Origin of the sequence: Haliea sp. E1-2-M8, from assembly GCF_030649675.1 — a bacterium.
Taxonomy (GTDB): Bacteria; Pseudomonadota; Gammaproteobacteria; order Pseudomonadales; family Halieaceae; genus Haliea.
Genome location: NZ_JAUTDR010000004.1, coordinates 171021 through 187494 on the forward strand (window position 1 = coordinate 171021; position 16474 = coordinate 187494).

Consider the following 16474-nt stretch of genomic DNA (forward strand, 5'->3'; position numbering starts at 1 on the left):
TAGGTGCGGCGGGTCCCGGCGTGCCCGGCCGGAACTTTGCCGTCGCGCTCGATGCGCCAGGGCGTGCCCTCACAAACCGCATAGTTTTTGCAGTCCGGGGTGCAGCCCCGGCAGGGTAGTCGGGGATATCGGGATGCTGTTTTCGGTAGCGAGTTGTTCTCTGCCATGACCCTGTGTCCTGCTGCTGCGGCTGAATAGAGTATACGATATTTGCCGTGGCCCCGATCAGTTATCAGCTGGACAGGTCGCCTGCAGGAGGCCAGTATCGAATCCAATCACCACCCGAAGCGAGGAAGCACCATGGCTCCAGCACCATCCCCCCCTTGGGTAACCGCCGAAATGTCCGGATCGGTACTCTGGCTCACGCTGAACCGGCCCGGGCAGCGTAATCCGCTCTCCAGCCAGATGATCGACCTGCTCCAGGAGTCGCTGGCCGCCGCGGAAGCGGATACAGATGTGCGCTGTATTGTTATCGCCGGCTCCGGCCCGGCTTTTTCCGCTGGTCACGACCTGCGTGAAATGGCACCTCAGGCTGGCGAGACGGACGTTGCCTGCAAGGCGCGGATGCGCGGGATTCTGGAGGCCTGCTCTCGCCTCATGCTGGGGATAACCCAATCTCCCAAGGCGGTGGTCGCCTGTGTCCAGGGTATTGCAACCGCGGCAGGCTGTCAGTTGGTAGCAGCCTGCGATCTCGCCATCGCCAGTGAAGAGGCACGTTTTTGTCTCCCCGGGGTCAACATCGGGGCTTTCTGCACCACGCCGCTGGTTGCGGTGGGCCGCAACATCCACCGCAAACACGCCATGGAGCTGGCCCTGACCGGCGACCTGTTTGACGCCGGGGATGCAGTGCGCATGGGGCTGGTCAATCGTGCGGTGGCGGCTGACAGGCTGCACTCCGTCACCGAACAGCTGGCGCAGAAAATCGCGAGCAAGTCCACCGAGGGCATTGCCCGGGGTAAGTCGGCGTTCTATGAGCAACTCAACCAACCTCTCGCAGAAGCCTATGGCACCACCTGTGAACCGATGATTGAGACCATGACCACCGCGGATGCCCGCGAGGGTACCCAGGCGTTTTTCGGCAAGCGCCAGCCTGTGTGGCCGCAAGGATAGCGCCCGCTGCGGTGAACACCCGCACCAGGGTCAGGTCTGGCGCTGGATCAGGTGGCAGGCCGCAAGTTGGCCCGCGCCGCTATCAATCAGCTCGGGTTCCTGTTCCGCACAGCGGGGCTCCGCGACCGGGCAGCGGGGGTGGAAGCTGCAGCCGGAGGGCGGGTTGATGGGAGAGGGTACATCCCCGCGCAGAACCTGGCGCTGCACGCTGCGGTGCGGGTCCGGCACGGGAATGGCGGCTATCAGGCTCTTGGTGTAGGGGTGGCGCGCCTGATGGTAGATAGTCTCGCTGGCCGCTGTCTCCACAATCTTCCCCAGGTACATGATCGCAACCCGGTCGGAGACGTGCTTCACCACCGCCAGGTCGTGGGCGATAAACAGATAGGACAGATTGAACTCCCGCTGCAGGTCCACCAGCAGGTTGAGAATCTGGCTCTGGATGGAGACGTCCAGCGCCGATACCGGTTCATCGCAGATCACCAGCTTGGGATTCAGCGCAATGGCCCGGGCAATCCCGATCCGCTGGCGCTGACCGCCGGAGAACTCGAAGGGATAGCGGCTTGCCGAGCGCGCCGGCAGGCCGACGGTATTCAACAGCTCCGCCACCCGCTTCTGGCGCCAGAGCCGGTCGCCGATCTTCTGCACGAGGAAGGGTTCTTCCAGGATATCCCCCACCGTGTGGCGTGAATTCAGGGACTCCATCGGGTCCTGGAAGATCATCTGGATGTCCTGGCGCAGGGGGCGCAAGGTGCGGGCCGGCATGCTGGTGATGTCCTGCCCGTCAAAGCGGATGCTGCCGCCCGTAGGCTGGTACAGGCGGGCCACACAGCGCCCCAGGGTGGACTTGCCGCAGCCTGACTCGCCGACCAGGCCCAGGGTTTCCCCCGGCCCGATGCTGAAAGAGACCCCATCGACCGCCCGGTTGAAGGCCCTGGCGCGCAGCAGCAGGCCCTCCCGGACCGGGAAGTGCATGGCGAGGTTGTTGACCTCCAGCAGGGGTGCGCTCACAGGTCCCGCCAACGAATGCAGCTGACGCTATGGCCGTCCGCGACCTGTTCCAGCACCGGCACCAGCTCCCGGCAGCGGTCCATGGCGTACTCGCAGCGATTCTCGAAGCGACAGCCCAGGGGGAGGTCACGTAACCCGGGCACCATGCCCTCGATAACGCCGAGACGTGATTTCGGTTCCGTATCCAGCCGCGGGATCGATTGCAGCAGACCGCGGCTATAGGGGTGTGCCGGGCGGTCGAAGATATCAAATACCGTGCCGCGTTCGGCGACCTTGCCCGCGTACATCACCACCACCTGGTCGCAGGTCTCCGCGATCACGCCGAGGTCGTGGGTAATCATGATTACCGCCATCCCCATCTCCGCCTGCAGGTCCTTGATCAGCTCCAGGATCTGGGCCTGGATAGTAACGTCCAGCGCGGTGGTGGGCTCATCGGCAATCAGCAGGCTCGGCCGACAGGCCAGGGCCATGGCGATCACCACCCGCTGGCGCATGCCCCCCGACAGTTGGTGCGGGTACTCACCGAGGCGCACCTCCGGCGAGGGAATCCCCACCCGGTCCAGCAGATCCGCCGCCGCCCGCAGGGCATTGGCGGGTTCGCAGATCTTGTGCAGCAGCATGCCCTCGGTGAGCTGGCGGCCGATGGTGTGCACCGGGTTGAGGGCAGTCATCGGTTCCTGGAATACCATGCCGATGCGGCAGCCGCGAATTTTCTCCATCTCTGGGATGGGCAACTGCGCCAGATCCCGGTCCTGGAAACGAATTTCGCCTGAGGCAATGCGGCCCATCGGCTGTGGCAGCAGGCGCATGATGGACAGCGCGGTGACGCTTTTGCCACAGCCCGATTCGCCGACAATACCCACCGTGGCGCCGGGTTCGACGCTGAAGCTGACGCCGTCGACCGCACGCACCAGGCCCTCGTCGGTGGCGAACTCGGTGACCAGGTTGTCGACTTCCAGCAATGCCATCGGCGCGCTACTCAGCCCACTGGTCGTAGACTTTGATCACCGGTTCGAAGGTTTTGCCGGTGCGCTGGGCGGCCTGGGTCTCTTCCTTGATCTCGGTGTCAATCCAGTGGACGAACAGTTCGCCGGGGGACGCCGCATGCTTGTAGGAGAAGTCCTCGGGATAGCGCACCCAGCGCCAGTGCGCGACCCGGAAGAAGCCCTGATAGAAACCCGGCACAAAAGAGGCGTGTTCGTGGTGCAGCTCAATCATCTGGTGCGACAGCGCAATCATCTCGTTCCTGTCGGTAGATGCCCGGTAGCGCTCGATCAGCTGGTCCATCTCCAGCAGGGCGAAGGCTTCCAGGTTGTTGCTCTGGGTCCTGGGCTGCCGCTCGGGGTTGACACTGCCATCCTCCAGAAAAGCGCGGTCCCAGGCGTTGTCGGAGTGGTAGTGCTCCCAAAAGCGTGGGTATTCCTCAAGAAAACGGCCGAAAGCGGTGAAGGATATGTCGTGCTGCTTTTCCTGCACTTTCTTCCAGCCGACAGTGCCGTCGAGGATCTCCAGGCGCAGGTCCAGCCCTGCCTTGGCGGCCTCCTGGCGCAGAATGGTCAGCACGTCGCGCATGGTCTCGTAGCCGGTGGACAGGGTGAAGGACAGCTTCTGCCCGGCCTCGTTGACCAGGATGCCGTCGGCACCGCGGCGGCTGAAGCCGGCCCTGGCGAAGTGCTCCTGCGCCCTGGCAATATCGAACTCACGGGCCTTGAGGGTCGGGTGGGAATATTCCCCGAAGCCGTCGTTGCCGGTATTCAACCGTTCATTGTCGCCGCGAAAGAATTTCTCTATCACCATGTCCCAGTTGGTGGCGTGGGCGATACCGACGCGGATATCCCGGTTGTCCAGCAACGGCCGCCCGGTATTGATCCAGAGGCCGAAAGGCGGGCGCGGTCGCTGGTTGTAGAAGGTGACCTTGTGGATATAGCCCGCCTGCACATCGGGGTCGGAATCCGGCAGTTTCTCGTACCAGTACTCGGCCAGATTCAGGCCGAACTGGTCTATGTCGCCGCGCTTGAAGGCCTCGAACATCTTCGGCGTATCGCGGATGACGCTGAGCTGGATGCGATCCGGGTTGAAGCGGTAGCGCCAGTGCTTCTTGTCCCGGGCCCACCAGTTCTCGTGCCGGGTCAGGGCGATGGAGCGGCCCTTGCGGATGTCCTGGTCGCGGACAATATACGCTCCTGACGTGGGTTCAAAGGCCCACTGGTAGCGCTCGCTGAAATCGTCGCCCATCTCACGGTAGAAGTGGCGGGGGATGGGGCGCAGCAACAGGGCGCGCTCGTCCATATCGGGCTTCCACTCCGCCATGCTTATCGAGATGATGTGGTCGTCGTAGCGGGTGATGTTGGTATAGGTGGTGCTGTAAAAATTGTTGTACCAGGGCGCCATGATATAGGGCGAGCGGTAGAACCAGAACATGAACAGGAAATCGTCGGCGGTGATCGGCTCGCCATCGGACCAGGTCGCAGCCGGATCCAGCTTCGCGTATACGGTTTGATTGTCCCAGTCCACTGCCCAGGCTTCGGCCAGGCCCGGGAACAGCTCCAGCGTGTCCGGGTGCAGGTGGGCCAGGCCCATGCCGACATCATCCTGCAGGAAGGGGCGGAAGCTGCCGTTGGAATCGGGGCCGACCGTGCGCAGTGTCCGCGGGAAGTCCTGCAGGGCCCCGTACTGGGTGCCACCCTTTTTTGCCTTCGGCGAGCCGACTTCCGGCAGGTGCTCGTTGCTGGTCCAGGCCAGGTCGGGCGGCAGGTCCGCGGGGGTCTTGAACCCGAAAAAGTCCGGGTTGGCGGCGTAGAACGCTTCGACCTCGGCATTGACTCCGGCTGCCGCTGCCGCATCGTCCGCCGCGTCTGCGGCCCGTTCATTATCTGAGTTGCCGCACCCTCCCAGGAGGAGCACAAGGCAGGTCAGTAACAGTGTGGACAATGTCTTTTTCATTGCAGTGACCTCGGTTAACGGATCGCTAACGGTAAACGGAAAAGGTTTTGGGATCGAATGATTCGCGGATGGCCTCGCCGATGAAGGTCACCAAAGTGAGCAGCGCGACCAGGGTGCCAAAGGCGGCAATCACGATCCAGGGAGCGGTGCGCAGGTTGGCGGTGCCCTGTTTCAACAACTCGCCCAGGCTGGGTGTGGGTGGCGGCAGGCCAAAACCGAGGAAGTCCAGCGCGGTGATGGCGGAAATCGCAGCGACGATGGTGAACGGCATGAAGGTCACCAGGGTCGAGAGCACATTGGGCATGATGTGGCGAAAGATGATCCGCGAGTTGGAGGCGCCGATAACCCGCGCCGACGCGATGTAGTCACGGGACTTCTCCTTATAGGTCTCCGTGCGCATGTAGTAGGTCATGCCGGTCCAGGAGAACAGCACCATGACCAGCAACAGGATGCCGATCCGGGTGGTCACGGCCACGCTGGAGGGGATCACCGAGAAGATGATGATCACCATGTAGAGAAAAGGCACATTCGACCAGATTTCGATAATCCGCTGGAATACGAGGTCGAAAATGCCGCCGAAATAGCCCATGGCGCAGCCGATGCTGATGCCAATGCCATAGACGCAGGCGGTAAAGATCAGGGCAAAGACCAGGGCGATGCGGGTGCCGTAGAACAGGCGAGCGAGAATGTCGCGGCTGGTGGTGTCGGTGCCCAGGTAGTGCTGCTCTGCCGCGGTGGGTGGCAGGGGCCGGAAGACCCCACCCGGGGCGTGGTTTTCGTACGCGTCGTAGGGCACCAGCGGCAGCAGTACCCAGTTGCCCTCCTCCTGCTGCTGGAAGTGGGTTTTCAGCTCCCGGTAGTTGGTCTCGTAGGCATAATCGAGGCCGAAATCGGTGCCGGGGCGGAAATCGCTGTAGGTCGGGAAATAGAGCTGGCCCTCGTAGCTCACCACCAGCGCCCGGCTGTTGATCAGCAGTTCGCCGAAGGCCAGCAGTACACCCAGCCCGGCGAGCAGCAGGAAGCTGTAGTAGCCGCGCCTGATCTTGCGGAAGCGCTGCAGCTTCTTGCGGGTCTGGGGGTTCAGGCCGGGCACGGGCTACTGGAACCTGATCCGGGGGTCGACCAGGGCGACCAGAATGTCCGACAGGATGTTGCCGATCAGCAGCAGCAGGCTGGCGAGCAGGACCACGCCCATGACCACCGGATAGTCGCGGTCGAGAATCGCGGTGAGACCCAGCAGGCCGAAGCCGTCGATGTCGAAAATGGTTTCGATGAGAAATGAGCCCGAGACCAGCAGGGTGATATTCTGGCCGAAGGTGGTGGCAATCGGGATCAGGGAGTTCCGCACCGCGTGGCGGGTGACCGACTGGCGGAATGACACACCCTTGGCGACCGCGGTGCGGATGTAGTCGGCAGCGAGGTTGTCCATCAGGTGGTTCTTCAGCAGCAGGGTGACCAGGGCGAAGCTGCCCACCAGGTAGCAGGTCAGCGGCAGCACCGAGTGGCTCAGCAGGTCCAGCGCCTGTTCCCCGGGTCCCAGATCCTGAAAGTTGTAGCTGACAAAGCCGCCCATGGGAAACCACTCGAGACGCACGGCAAAAAACAGGATCAGCAGGGAACCCAGGGCGTAGCCGGGAATGGCGTAGCCGATGAAAATCAGGATGGAACTGATGTTGTCGACCAAAGTGCGGTGGCGTATGGCCTTGAGAATCCCCAGCGGAATACAGACCGCATAGGTGATCACCAGGGTCACCAGTCCATAATACAGGGACACCGGAAAGCGCTGCTGTATCACATCCCACACCGGCTCGTTGTAGCGGTAAGAGGAGCCCAGGTCGCCGCGGACCACCTTGGCCAGCCAGTGGAAATAGCTCTGCAGCACCGGCTTGTCGAAGCCATAGTATTCGCGCAGCCGGTCCAGCTGGGCCTCGGAAATGGCCATGCCCTGTCCCGCCATCTGCGATCCGCCACCGCCGGACATGCTCATTTGCTGGGTTTCCATGATCGCCCGCTCCAGCGGCCCACCGGGTACCAGGCGGGTGATGGCGAAAACGATGATGGTGACACCGATCAGTGTAGGGGGGACGAGCAGAAGGCGTCGGAGGAAATAATCGCGCATGTGTGCCTTCAGGGCCCCTGTGGTCGCGTCAGCTGCGGTTCAATAAACCAGTGCAGCCCCGGATGGTGCCACAAAGCCCCCCTCGGGCAAAGCAAGCGTAACCCTGTTCTTGCCGCTGGTCTTGGATTCGTACAGGGCGCGATCCGCACAGGCGTAGATGCTGTTGGCATCGCGACATTGGGCGCTGAAACCCGCGATCCCGACGCTGGCGGTGACCCCCACCTCGCGGCCGTCATCCAGCGTAACATGGTGCTCGCCGATACGCTGCGCCAGCCGCTGGGCTACACCCGCCGCCTGCTCTGTGCTGGTACGGGGCAATACGCACAGGAACTCCTCGCCCCCGACCCGCGCCATGGCGTCCCCCGCGCGCAGCGTCTCGGAGCCAATTTCCGCAATCGCCCGCAGCAGGCGGTCGCCAACGGGATGCCCGTAACGGTCATTGACGTCCTTGAAGTCGTCCAGGTCCAGCACGATGACGGCGAGCAAGCCGCGATCATGGGGCAAACCGGCTGTGATCTCGTCCAGCATTGCAAAAATGTAGCGTCGATTGAACAGCCCCGTCAGTGCGTCGCGTTGGGAAAGCTCGCGGAACCGCAGCGTGTTGCGACGCTGCAGAACCAGGAACAGCAATATCAGCAGCGCTATGCCAGCGGCGAAGGCGATAGTGATGCGCTGGTACAGGATGTCCTGTTCGCGCTGCTGGATTTCCAGATGGTCTGCCCGTGCCTGCTCCCGCAACAATCTGATTTCGGTGTTTTTGCGCTCATCCTCAAGGTCGACGCGCATGCGCATGACCCGTTCGGAGGCACTGCGGGCCTGCAGCTCGGTGAAGTCCTCATGGAAGGCCAGCAGCTTGCTGAACGCGCGCTCGTGCTCGTTCAGGTGAAAATGTACCAGAGCTTCGGCCCGGTCCACATCGAGATGCCAGCTGGTGCCCGTGAGTTCGGGAATGGCGTTGAAAATCGCGCGCGCACTGGCGATGGCGGCCAGCGCCGCCTGGGCTTCCCCGGCCTGTGCCAGGCACACGGCCTGGCGCTTTAGCAGCTCGGCGCGAAAGTCCTGTATTCCCGCGACAGACAGTGCCTTGTCGATCGCTGTCAGGGCGGATTCACAGGCCCCCTGTTCCGCGTAGGTCATCCCCAGGCCATAGAAGGCGACAAAGGTATTGTGGTCGCTGCCCTGCCTTTCTGTCAGTTCGCGGTAGCGCTTGAAACTGGCAATCGCCTTGTCCCATTCCTCCGAATAACGCCAGGTGATGCCCAGGCCGTTGATCGCCTCTGCCTCGTAGCCCCGGTAACCCAGGGCAGAGTAGGTCTCCAGCGCTCGCTGGTAGTGCTTGAGGGATTCGGCATACTCGCCAATGTAGCCGTACACCGCGCCGAAGGTTTCGTTCACCACGGCCACCGAAAAGGGGTCCCGCATCTCGCTCCCGGTCCTGAAGGCGCTTTGCAGCTGCAGGAGAGCGGTGTCGTGATGACCATTCAGGCTCTGGGTGAAAGCCAGCTCGGTCTTGGACAGCACGTAGGCAAAGTCCTGTCCCTGGGCACTGGCCTCGGCGGCGGTCTGCTCCAGGACGGCTATGGCTTCCTCGTAGAGCGCATCGCGCCGCAGGCTGACGCCCTGTAGTGTGGCCAGCAGTAGCCGCCGCTCCGCGGGAGTCTGCTCCGTTACCAGCGCCAGCCCCTCCTCAATGCTGCGCCGGAATGGTGCCTGCTGGTACTGCCACTGCAGGGTCAGCGCGCTGACCAGATAAAAGTGCAGGCGGGCCTCACTGCCTGCCGCATCCAGCTCGGGCTCAAGCGTCTGCAGCTCTGCCCAGGTGCGCCAGGGATCGCGCCAGCCGGCGTCCTCAAGCGCACTCAGCCTGTCACGGAGGCCTCCTGCGGTGGCGGGCGGCTCGGGCTGCGCAGAAATGCCGGCACTTGTCAGCAATAGCAGGAGCAGGCATAGAATCTGTTTCACGGCAGGAATTCGCCCGGGTTGACAGTAAGGTTGGATGCTACCCCAGCCGACAAGGCAAGTGCCAGCGCCAGTCATGTAAAGATGGCATCCGGCCGGCAGCCGAGAGCTTCAGCGCTCCTGCCGGTTATTACCCAGGCGCTGCCGCCGGCGCCAGTCCCAGGGTGGAACCGGGTTGGTATCTGCCCACAATCCACGCCGGCCACTGCGCGCCTCCCTCTCGGCAGCCTCCAGCAGCCGTTCATGGCGGGCGAAGTACTGGTACCACCAGGCGTGGCCCTGCTGCACCATCGCCAGGTTGATATTGCTGCCGTCGGCGTAGAGGGTGCCCACCAGTCGGCCGTAGTCGTCGGTCTCAACGACCACCACGCCAAGACGCCTGCCTGCGACCATTCCGGCAAGCACCTCACGGGCCCTGTCGCCGTGGGGCTGGCCATTCTCCGGTGCGTCAACGCCGTACAGGCGAATCCGGTGCTGGGTGTTGCTGGCGTCCAGCAGGGAGACCGTGTCGCCGTCCGCCACCCGGACTACGCGGCCGGTAATGTCGAACTCTGGCAGCGGGGTGCCCTCTTTCGCCGCTCCCGCCTGTTCCAGCTTGTCCGCAGCGTGGCGCCAACCGGGTTCGGCGCCATCGTCGCCAGTCACCGTCGCCAGCAGTTGCCGGTGCCAGGTGATTTCGCCCCCAAAGAAGTACTGGAACAGGGTCAGCCCCAGCAGTATTACCGCGACGCGGGCCAGGTTGGTGCGGGATCGAGCGGTCATGCGTTTCACTGCCGGGGCCCGCGCTGCAGCAGCTTGCTCATCAGGGTGATGGGGACACCATTTTTGGTGGAGATTGCCAGCGTCTCCCAGCCCAGGGCCTGGTAGAAAGCCGCATGCTCGGGCGTGTACAGGTAGAGCCGTTCCAGTCCGCGCAGGCGACCTTGTTCGCAGGCGTGGAGCACCAGCCGCTTGCCCAGCCCGCGGCCGCGCCACTCCCGGTCGACCCAGAGGTTGGCCAGCCAGGGCGTGAGCTCCGGCCTGCTGTCCAGGTCCTGTTCAACCAGGGAGACGGAACCAATCACGGCGCTACCGGCCACCAGCACCCAGGTCGACGGTACCGGGTCCGTACCCAGCGAGTGGGCAAGGTCCTCGGCAAAGCTGGCCACCGTATCCTCGGGGTACAGCTCCCGCCACTCGGCCAGGTGCGCCTCGGCGAGGATGTCGATAGCCTGCGGCATGTCACTCAGTGGCAGTATGTCGGGGACAATGGTGTCACGGGCCTTTAACATCTGTGCTTTAACCTTGTCTGTTGTCATTTGCTCAGGATACCGCGCCCGAGGATTTCTCGCCGCCATTTTCTCCGCCTGTCCTCCACCCTCGCGGGCTGCTGTGGCAGTCTCCACAGCCCTGGGCGGCTGTCAGCCGCTGCAGTCGCGGGGCGTGCTCTCTGCCGCCCGATTCGAGCACGGTGTCGCCTCGGGTGACCCAGGCATGGATAGCGTGCTGCTGTGGACCCGGGCCACGCCACCCGCACGCGAGTTCGCCCTCGATCTGGCCTGGGAACTGGCAGAGGACGACGCCTTCGACCGGGTGATCAGGCGTGGTGAAGTTCGGGCCGATGCCGGGCGTGACTACACTGTCAAGGTCGAGGTGCGCGATCTCAACCCGGGCACCGAGTATTTTTACCGCTTTGCCGCCCGCGACAGCATGACTGCGGTGGGCCGCAGCAAAACCCTGCCTGCCGGCGGCGTACAGCAGGTGCGGCTGGCTGTGTTCTCCTGCTCCAATTATCCAGCGGGCTATTTCCATGTTTACCGTGAAGGCAGCCGCCTGGCGAACCTGGACGCGTTTCTGCACCTGGGCGATTACCTCTACGAATACGGCACCGGTGGCTATGCTACAGAAAACGCAGAGCAGCTGGGTCGCAGCCTGTCCGCTGACAATGCCGAAGAGCTCTACAGTCTGGCGGACTACCGCAAGCGCTACGCCCTCTACCGTACGGACCCGGATCTGCAGGCAATGCACGCCGCCGCGCCCTGCATTGCGGTGTGGGATGACCACGAGATCGCCAATGATACCTGGCTCGACGGGGCAGAGAACCACTCGGCCGAGGAAGGTGATTTCGGCGAACGCAAGCTGGCGGCCCTGCGGGCCTGGTATGAGTGGTTGCCGGTGCGCCCCCCGATTGCAGAGGGCAACGAACAGATCTACCGCAGCTTCGATTTCGCCGACCTGCTGTCCCTGCACATGCTGGACACCCGCATCATCGGCCGCGACCGGCAGCTGGAATATCGCGATTATGTGGATTCCGCAACCGGTGACATGGACCAGGACCGGTTCAGGCACGACCTCGGTAACCCTGAGCGGAGCTTGCTGGGGGCGTCGCAGTTGGCCTGGCTGGGTGAGCGCTTCGCCGCATCGAATGCCCGCTGGCAGCTGCTGGGCCAGCAGGTATTGATGGCGAAAATGCACCTGGCGACGGCGAGCGTGTCATCTCCAGGCATGGAAAAATACCTGAGCGTGGCCGGTGAGGAGGCGCTGCAGCTGGCGGAGGCGATGACCCTGCTGGTCGAAGAGCTGCAATACTGCAATCTACATCAGCGCGGTTTCATGCTGCTGACCGTGACGCCCGGCGCGCTGGAAGCAGACTGGCTGTTTGTGGATACCATCAGTGAGCGGGACTACCAGCCGGGTGGCTCTCACCGTGTGGTGATCGCGGCCTGAGTGCCCTCTTTCAAAACCTGCGGGCGCACTGTTACCGATTCGCCGGCGCCATTCAACCAGGCTTCGCCGCCGGAGAGCGTGCACTGCAGCTCCAGCCCGCTGCGCGCCATCGCAGCCAGCGCGCGGGCAGCGGCATCAGGGATCTGCCAGACTTCCAGGTGTTTGAACCGTTCCAGGCTCGGGCCGTGTTTCTGCCACCAGACCGGCGCGGCCCGATCGCCGTAGGCGTAAAGAATGACCCGCCGCGACCGGGAGCAGGCCTTGCGCAGGCGGTCCGGGTCGGGGGTGCCGAGTTCAATCCAGGTTTCAATGCTGCCGGTCAGGTCCTTTTGCCACAGGTCCGGCTCGTCATCGGTGCTGATGCCGCGGCCAAATTCGAGGCTCTCACTCGCGTTCAGGGCAAACGCGAGCACCCGCAGCATCATTCGTTCGTCGGTTTCCGAGGGGTGCCGGGCCAGGGTGAGCGGAAAGTCCGCGTAGTACTGGCGGTCCAGGTCGGCGACGTTGAGGTCGAGCTTGAAGATGGTGGACTTGAGCGCCATTCCTGCGCTTATGCCTTGCGTGCCGTCACCAGCCACACCGCCCCGGGCAAGCGGATCTTGCCCTCGCTAAACCAGGGGGCCATGGCCTCGACGGCGGCGGCATGGACGGTTTCCCTGAGTGCTGCGTCGCAGTCCTGCAGCAGCCGACTTACCGGGCCCATGTTCAGCATGTCCCGGGCGGTAGTGGCGAGGTCGTCCTCGCGCCCCCAGGCCATGGTTACCGCATGCGGCGCAATGTCTATATCGGTGAACCCGGCGCCCTCCAGTACGGAGCGGGTGTAGTCGGCATCGGCAAAGGCAAACGGGCCTGGCGCATGGGGGGGCGGGGGTTCCGGCGGCGGCAGGTGCTGGAACGCAGCCTTGAGCGGGAGCAGCGCCCACAGGTTCTCCTGCAGCGGCTGCCAGCAGGAGAAAGCCAACCTGGCGCCCGGCTGGAGCGCCTGCCGCAGGTTGGCGAAAGCCGCCGTCGGGTCGTCGAAGAACATGACGCCGAAGCGTGAAAACAGCAGGTCGAAACTGGCGGGCGGGAAGGCATGGGTCGAAGCATCCGCTTCCAGGAAGTCGACCTGCTTGCCGCCGCCACCGGCCGCCCGGGCGCGCTCCCGGGCGACGTTCAGCAGCGGGGCGGAAATGTCCACACCGAGCACCGTGGCCTGTGGGCCGAGATGTTCTGCCACCATCAGGGTTTCGCTGCCACCCCCGCAACCCACGTCCAGCACGCGCCGGGCGCCTTCGACCCTGGCGTGCTGCAGCAAGTCCTGCGCTATGGGGGCCAGCATGTGCGCCATCATTGCGTCGTTGTCTGCCCATTTGCGGCCCGCTTCACCGTTCCAGTAGGCCACCTGTTCCGCGTTACTCATAAACCGATTCCTGATTCTTTTTCTGTTAGCCACAAGGATACAGCATTGGACGCTGCCAATGTCGCGACCGCTTTGACAAATATATAAGAAAAGACTAATGTAATTCCATGCTTGGAGGGTTTACCCGAAGGAGAATGTTATGACAATTGATCGTGCGGTAATGGCTTTTGCCGGCAGCATGATTTTGCTCAGCCTCGTGCTGGCCCAGATCCATAGCAGCTACTGGCTGTGGTTTACCGCCTTTGTGGGTGCCAACCTGCTGCAGGCCGCGTTCACCGGTTTCTGTCCCGCCGCAATCCTGTTTAAAAAGCTCGGTGTGAGAACTGGAACTGCGTTTTCCTGAGGACTCGGCCATGAACAGAAGCGGGGCCTTCGGGCCCCTTTTTTGTTGCGCAGGGTTCACCGATAATGCCGGGCCAATGCACGAACAGGAGCGGAACAATGGCTGATACTGGCCCCGCACAGGGCAATCACTTTCAGGGCCAAGTGGTCTGGATCACCGGTGCCTCGGGCGGGATTGGTGCGGCACTGGCCAGGCAGCTCGCGGCTCGCGGAGCCCGGCTGGTGCTTTCCGCCCGCGGCAGCGGCCATGTGGCGGTGACCGCGAGTGTCGCGGGCAAGGTGGGAGTTCCCCTGCGCACGGGTTACTGTGCCGCCAGGCACGCGGTGATGGGTTTTTTTGATGCCCTGCGCACGGAAGTGGCGCATCTGGGTATTGGGGTCACTACCATAGTGCCAGGCTTTGTCCGCACGGATATCGCGCGCAACGCTCTCACCGGAACCGGGGCGCCGACCGGCGCGGCGGATGAAGATATCGACAGCGGCATGGATGTCGACGAGTGCGCGGCAGCGATTGTGGAAGGATTCGCCAGTGGCACCGAGGAGATCGCCGTCGGCAAGGGTGCGGAGATGGACCTGCTGGCGCTCAAGCGCAGTGACCCCACCGGCACCTTCCGGCTGCTGGAGGCGATGGCCGCGGATACGGTGGCCAGCCGCCAGCCCTGAACCGACACTAGTCAGTGGCGGACTCCAGCTCGAAAAACATCGCGTTGTCGACGCTGAACCGACCATCGGTGATCCGGTGGACGACAGCGCCGTCCTTGTCGACCAGTGTGCCCGAGAAGCTGCCGGCAAACGCCGACGGGCCGGATCGGCTGGCGTCGATGCGGCTGGCGTCCAGGGTGCCCTCGTCCATGTCATACATGACGTTGTAGACCCCGGCCTGGGGCAGCAGCAGGATGGATGCCTCCTCGCTGCCCTGGGCGGGCAGGGTGTAGCGATTGCTGCTGGTGCCCGGGGTGAAGCCAAAGGAGATCGATATCTGGCTGCCGCTGCCCGAAACACTGGGGTAGCCGGTGTCGGGGTCGCGCCCGAAACGGATATCCCGGGAATCGAAGCCCCCGAGAACGGCAGTGCCAGACTTGTCGTCCAGCATCATCCACATGGCACCGGAGCCACCATCCTCGATGGTCGCGCCCGGGATGTGCCAGGTCCGGGGTTCTCCGTCGACCACCGCGGTGATGGTTCCGATGGGGTCGAACTGGGCGTGGAGACTGGCGGGCAGCAGGGCCAGCAGCAGCGTGGCGCCAAGCGTGCGGATCGGGTTCACGACAGCAACCTCCCCTGAAATCTCGGTGCGGTCACCAAAGCATAGCAAAGCTGACGGTTGCTGCCTGTGCGGACTGCTCAGATTGCGGCTGGATCGGCGGTAAGGATTTGCTGCAAGAATTGCAGGTGCTCCGCCGCCTCGTGCCCCAGCGGCGTGAGGAAGCCTCCGTCCTCACGGTCAACCAGCCCTTTGGCGTGGAGCCGGCTGGCGGCGGCGATGATCTCCGGCGCCGCATCACTGTGGATTTTCAGTCCAACCTGGGCACTGCTCAGATCGAACTTCAGCAGCAGGTCAATTTCGTCTAGCAGATCCGGGGTCAAGGTCATTGCAGCGTCCTGGCAGTGTTATGGCGCAAGCATAGCGCATTACTGCGCCCCGGGCTGTAGTCCGCGGTCCGGCGATCCCGGGCGCCTGTCAGTCAGGCTCCGGCAGCGGCGCGCGAACGACCGGCTCCAGACGCACGATCGCGGACGGTTTGGCGCCGCGGTCGTCAATCGCGAGATAGACAAAGCCGTCCGGCCCCTGGCGTACGTCGCGGACTCGGCCGAGGCCTCTGACCAGGCTCTCCTCCCGCACGACACGCTGGCCGTCCAGCTGCAGCAGGGCCACTTGCTGGCCCGCGAGGCCGCCGGCCAGCAGATGGCCGCGCCAGTGCGGGAATGCGTCACCGCTGTACAGTGCCAGGCCGGAGGTGGCGATTGAGGGCACCCAGACCTTGCGCGGCTGGGTCATGCCCTCGGCGTGGGTGCCGGCATGGATGGCGGCACCGGAGCTGTAATTGACGCCATAGCCTACCACCGGCCAGCCATAGTTGGCGCCGGCTTCCACCAGGTTCAGCTCGTCGCCACCCTGGGGTCCGTGTTCCGTCAGCCACAGGTCGCCGGTTGCCGGGTTCATGATCATGCCCTGGGAGTTGCGGTGGCCGTAGCTCCAGATCTCGTCCAGAGCCTTGTCTTCGTTGACAAAGGGGTTGCCGGGAGGAATGCTGCCGTCCTCCATCAGGCGCACAACGACACCGTGGTGATTCGACAGCAGCTGGGCCGGGTGTTGCTCCAGTTCGCCTGAGGGGGGCGCCTGGCGGTCGCCGATGGTGACGAAAATATGCCCCTTGCCATCAAAGACGATGCGCGAGCCGTAGTGACCGCGGCCGCGGGATCGGGCTTCGAAGATTTCCTCAACATCCTGCAGTGCGCCGTCCCGGTAGCGTCCGCGGATCACGGCCGTGGTGGACTCGTCCTCCGGCAGCGGCTTGGAGTAGGACAGGTAGAGCAGCCGGTTGCTGGCAAAATCCGGGTGTGGGACCACATCCAGCAATCCGCCCTGACCCTGGTAGAACACCTCCGGTATCCCGGTCACCGGCTCCGGCAACAGTTCGCCATCGTGCACCACTCGCAGCCGCCCGGGTTGCTCCGTGACCAGCAGCTCGCCATCAGGCAGGAAAGCCATGGACCAGGGCCGGATGAGGCCGTCGACCACGGTCACCACGCGGTAGTCGTGGAAGGCGGAATAGCGGGTCTCCCCGGCGCCAGCCGGCTGGGCGGCGGCATGCCCGGCGGCGGTCAGCAGCAGGGTAAGCATGATTGCCAATAATCTCATGACTGGAACTCCGTGTCGTGAA

General features: G+C 63.8%; 17 protein-coding genes. 4 read left to right on the plus strand and 13 right to left on the minus strand.

Translation table 11 applies throughout. The features are described 5' to 3' along the window. Nucleotides 1-300 precede the first annotated feature (300 nt). Nucleotides 301-1110, plus strand: coding sequence for an enoyl-CoA hydratase (locus Q6D67_RS04965; protein ID WP_304704476.1), 810 nt, complete (start codon nucleotides 301-303; stop codon nucleotides 1108-1110). 30 nt (nucleotides 1111-1140) lie between these two features. On the opposite strand, the gene Q6D67_RS04970 is transcribed toward Q6D67_RS04965, so the two are convergent. The 8 genes from Q6D67_RS04970 to Q6D67_RS05005 all read right to left on the minus strand — a co-directional run bounded on the left by Q6D67_RS04970 (nucleotide 1141) and on the right by Q6D67_RS05005 (nucleotide 10410). After that, nucleotides 1141-2118 (minus strand): ABC transporter ATP-binding protein, encoded by a 978-nt coding sequence (locus Q6D67_RS04970; RefSeq protein WP_304704477.1) that lies wholly within the window; start codon nucleotides 2116-2118, stop codon nucleotides 1141-1143. Continuing rightward, nucleotides 2115-3086, minus strand: coding sequence for an ABC transporter ATP-binding protein (locus Q6D67_RS04975; protein ID WP_304704478.1), 972 nt, complete (start codon nucleotides 3084-3086; stop codon nucleotides 2115-2117). The genes Q6D67_RS04970 and Q6D67_RS04975 overlap by 4 nt, the downstream gene beginning before the upstream one ends. A gap of 7 nt (nucleotides 3087-3093) precedes the next feature. Next, nucleotides 3094-5061, minus strand: a complete 1968-nt coding sequence (locus Q6D67_RS04980) for an extracellular solute-binding protein (RefSeq protein WP_304704479.1) — start codon at nucleotides 5059-5061, stop codon at nucleotides 3094-3096. A gap of 25 nt (nucleotides 5062-5086) precedes the next feature. Continuing rightward, the gene (locus Q6D67_RS04985) at nucleotides 5087-6154 is read right to left on the minus strand and encodes an ABC transporter permease (protein ID WP_304704480.1); all 1068 of its coding nucleotides are present in this window, start codon (nucleotides 6152-6154) and stop codon (nucleotides 5087-5089) included. A gap of 3 nt (nucleotides 6155-6157) precedes the next feature. Beyond that, a complete protein-coding gene (locus Q6D67_RS04990; RefSeq protein WP_304704481.1) occupies nucleotides 6158-7180 on the minus strand; it encodes an ABC transporter permease in 1023 nt (340 codons plus the stop codon). Nucleotides 7181-7219: 39 nt separating this feature from the next. Next, on the minus strand, nucleotides 7220-9142 hold the full coding sequence (locus Q6D67_RS04995; protein WP_304704482.1) for a GGDEF domain-containing protein: 1923 nt from the start codon (nucleotides 9140-9142) through the stop codon (nucleotides 7220-7222). A gap of 108 nt (nucleotides 9143-9250) precedes the next feature. Further along, a complete protein-coding gene (locus tag Q6D67_RS05000) occupies nucleotides 9251-9901 on the minus strand; it encodes a thermonuclease family protein (RefSeq protein WP_304704483.1) in 651 nt (216 codons plus the stop codon). 5 nt (nucleotides 9902-9906) lie between these two features. After that, entirely contained in the window at nucleotides 9907-10410 is a 504-nt protein-coding gene (locus Q6D67_RS05005; protein WP_304704484.1) for a GNAT family N-acetyltransferase, read from the minus strand. A 100-nt stretch (nucleotides 10411-10510) separates the two neighbouring features. On the opposite strand from Q6D67_RS05005, the gene Q6D67_RS05010 reads away from it, so the two are divergent. Beyond that, the gene (locus Q6D67_RS05010) at nucleotides 10511-11845 is read left to right on the plus strand and encodes an alkaline phosphatase (protein ID WP_304704485.1); all 1335 of its coding nucleotides are present in this window, start codon (nucleotides 10511-10513) and stop codon (nucleotides 11843-11845) included. Here Q6D67_RS05010 and Q6D67_RS05015 read toward each other — a convergent pair. Together Q6D67_RS05015 and Q6D67_RS05020 are read right to left on the minus strand one after the other, a co-directional pair. Next, nucleotides 11821-12387, minus strand: coding sequence for a YaeQ family protein (locus Q6D67_RS05015; RefSeq protein WP_304704486.1), 567 nt, complete (start codon nucleotides 12385-12387; stop codon nucleotides 11821-11823). The two genes, Q6D67_RS05010 and Q6D67_RS05015, sit on opposite strands and share 25 nt — an antisense overlap. 8 nt (nucleotides 12388-12395) lie before the next feature. Then, nucleotides 12396-13247: a class I SAM-dependent methyltransferase gene (locus tag Q6D67_RS05020; RefSeq protein ID WP_304704487.1), complete on the minus strand. Its 852-nt coding sequence runs from the start codon at nucleotides 13245-13247 to the stop codon at nucleotides 12396-12398. Nucleotides 13248-13386: 139 nt separating this feature from the next. Here Q6D67_RS05020 and Q6D67_RS05025 point away from each other — a divergent pair, with 139 nt between their 5' ends. Continuing rightward, nucleotides 13387-13590 (plus strand): DUF2892 domain-containing protein, encoded by a 204-nt coding sequence (locus Q6D67_RS05025; protein ID WP_304704488.1) that lies wholly within the window; start codon nucleotides 13387-13389, stop codon nucleotides 13588-13590. A gap of 98 nt (nucleotides 13591-13688) precedes the next feature. Continuing rightward, complete coding sequence (locus Q6D67_RS05030; protein WP_304704489.1) at nucleotides 13689-14252, plus strand: SDR family NAD(P)-dependent oxidoreductase; 564 nt, start codon at nucleotides 13689-13691, stop codon at nucleotides 14250-14252. Nucleotides 14253-14259: 7 nt separating this feature from the next. On the opposite strand, the gene Q6D67_RS05035 is transcribed toward Q6D67_RS05030, so the two are convergent. The 3 genes from Q6D67_RS05035 to Q6D67_RS05045 all read right to left on the minus strand — a co-directional run bounded on the left by Q6D67_RS05035 (nucleotide 14260) and on the right by Q6D67_RS05045 (nucleotide 16452). After that, entirely contained in the window at nucleotides 14260-14856 is a 597-nt protein-coding gene (locus Q6D67_RS05035; protein WP_304704490.1) for a hypothetical protein, read from the minus strand. A gap of 77 nt (nucleotides 14857-14933) precedes the next feature. Then, entirely contained in the window at nucleotides 14934-15182 is a 249-nt protein-coding gene (locus Q6D67_RS05040) for a TIGR02647 family protein (RefSeq protein ID WP_304704491.1), read from the minus strand. Between the two features lie 88 nt (nucleotides 15183-15270). Then, nucleotides 15271-16452, minus strand: coding sequence for a PQQ-dependent sugar dehydrogenase (locus Q6D67_RS05045; protein ID WP_304704492.1), 1182 nt, complete (start codon nucleotides 16450-16452; stop codon nucleotides 15271-15273). Between the last annotated feature and the right edge of the window lie 22 nt (nucleotides 16453-16474).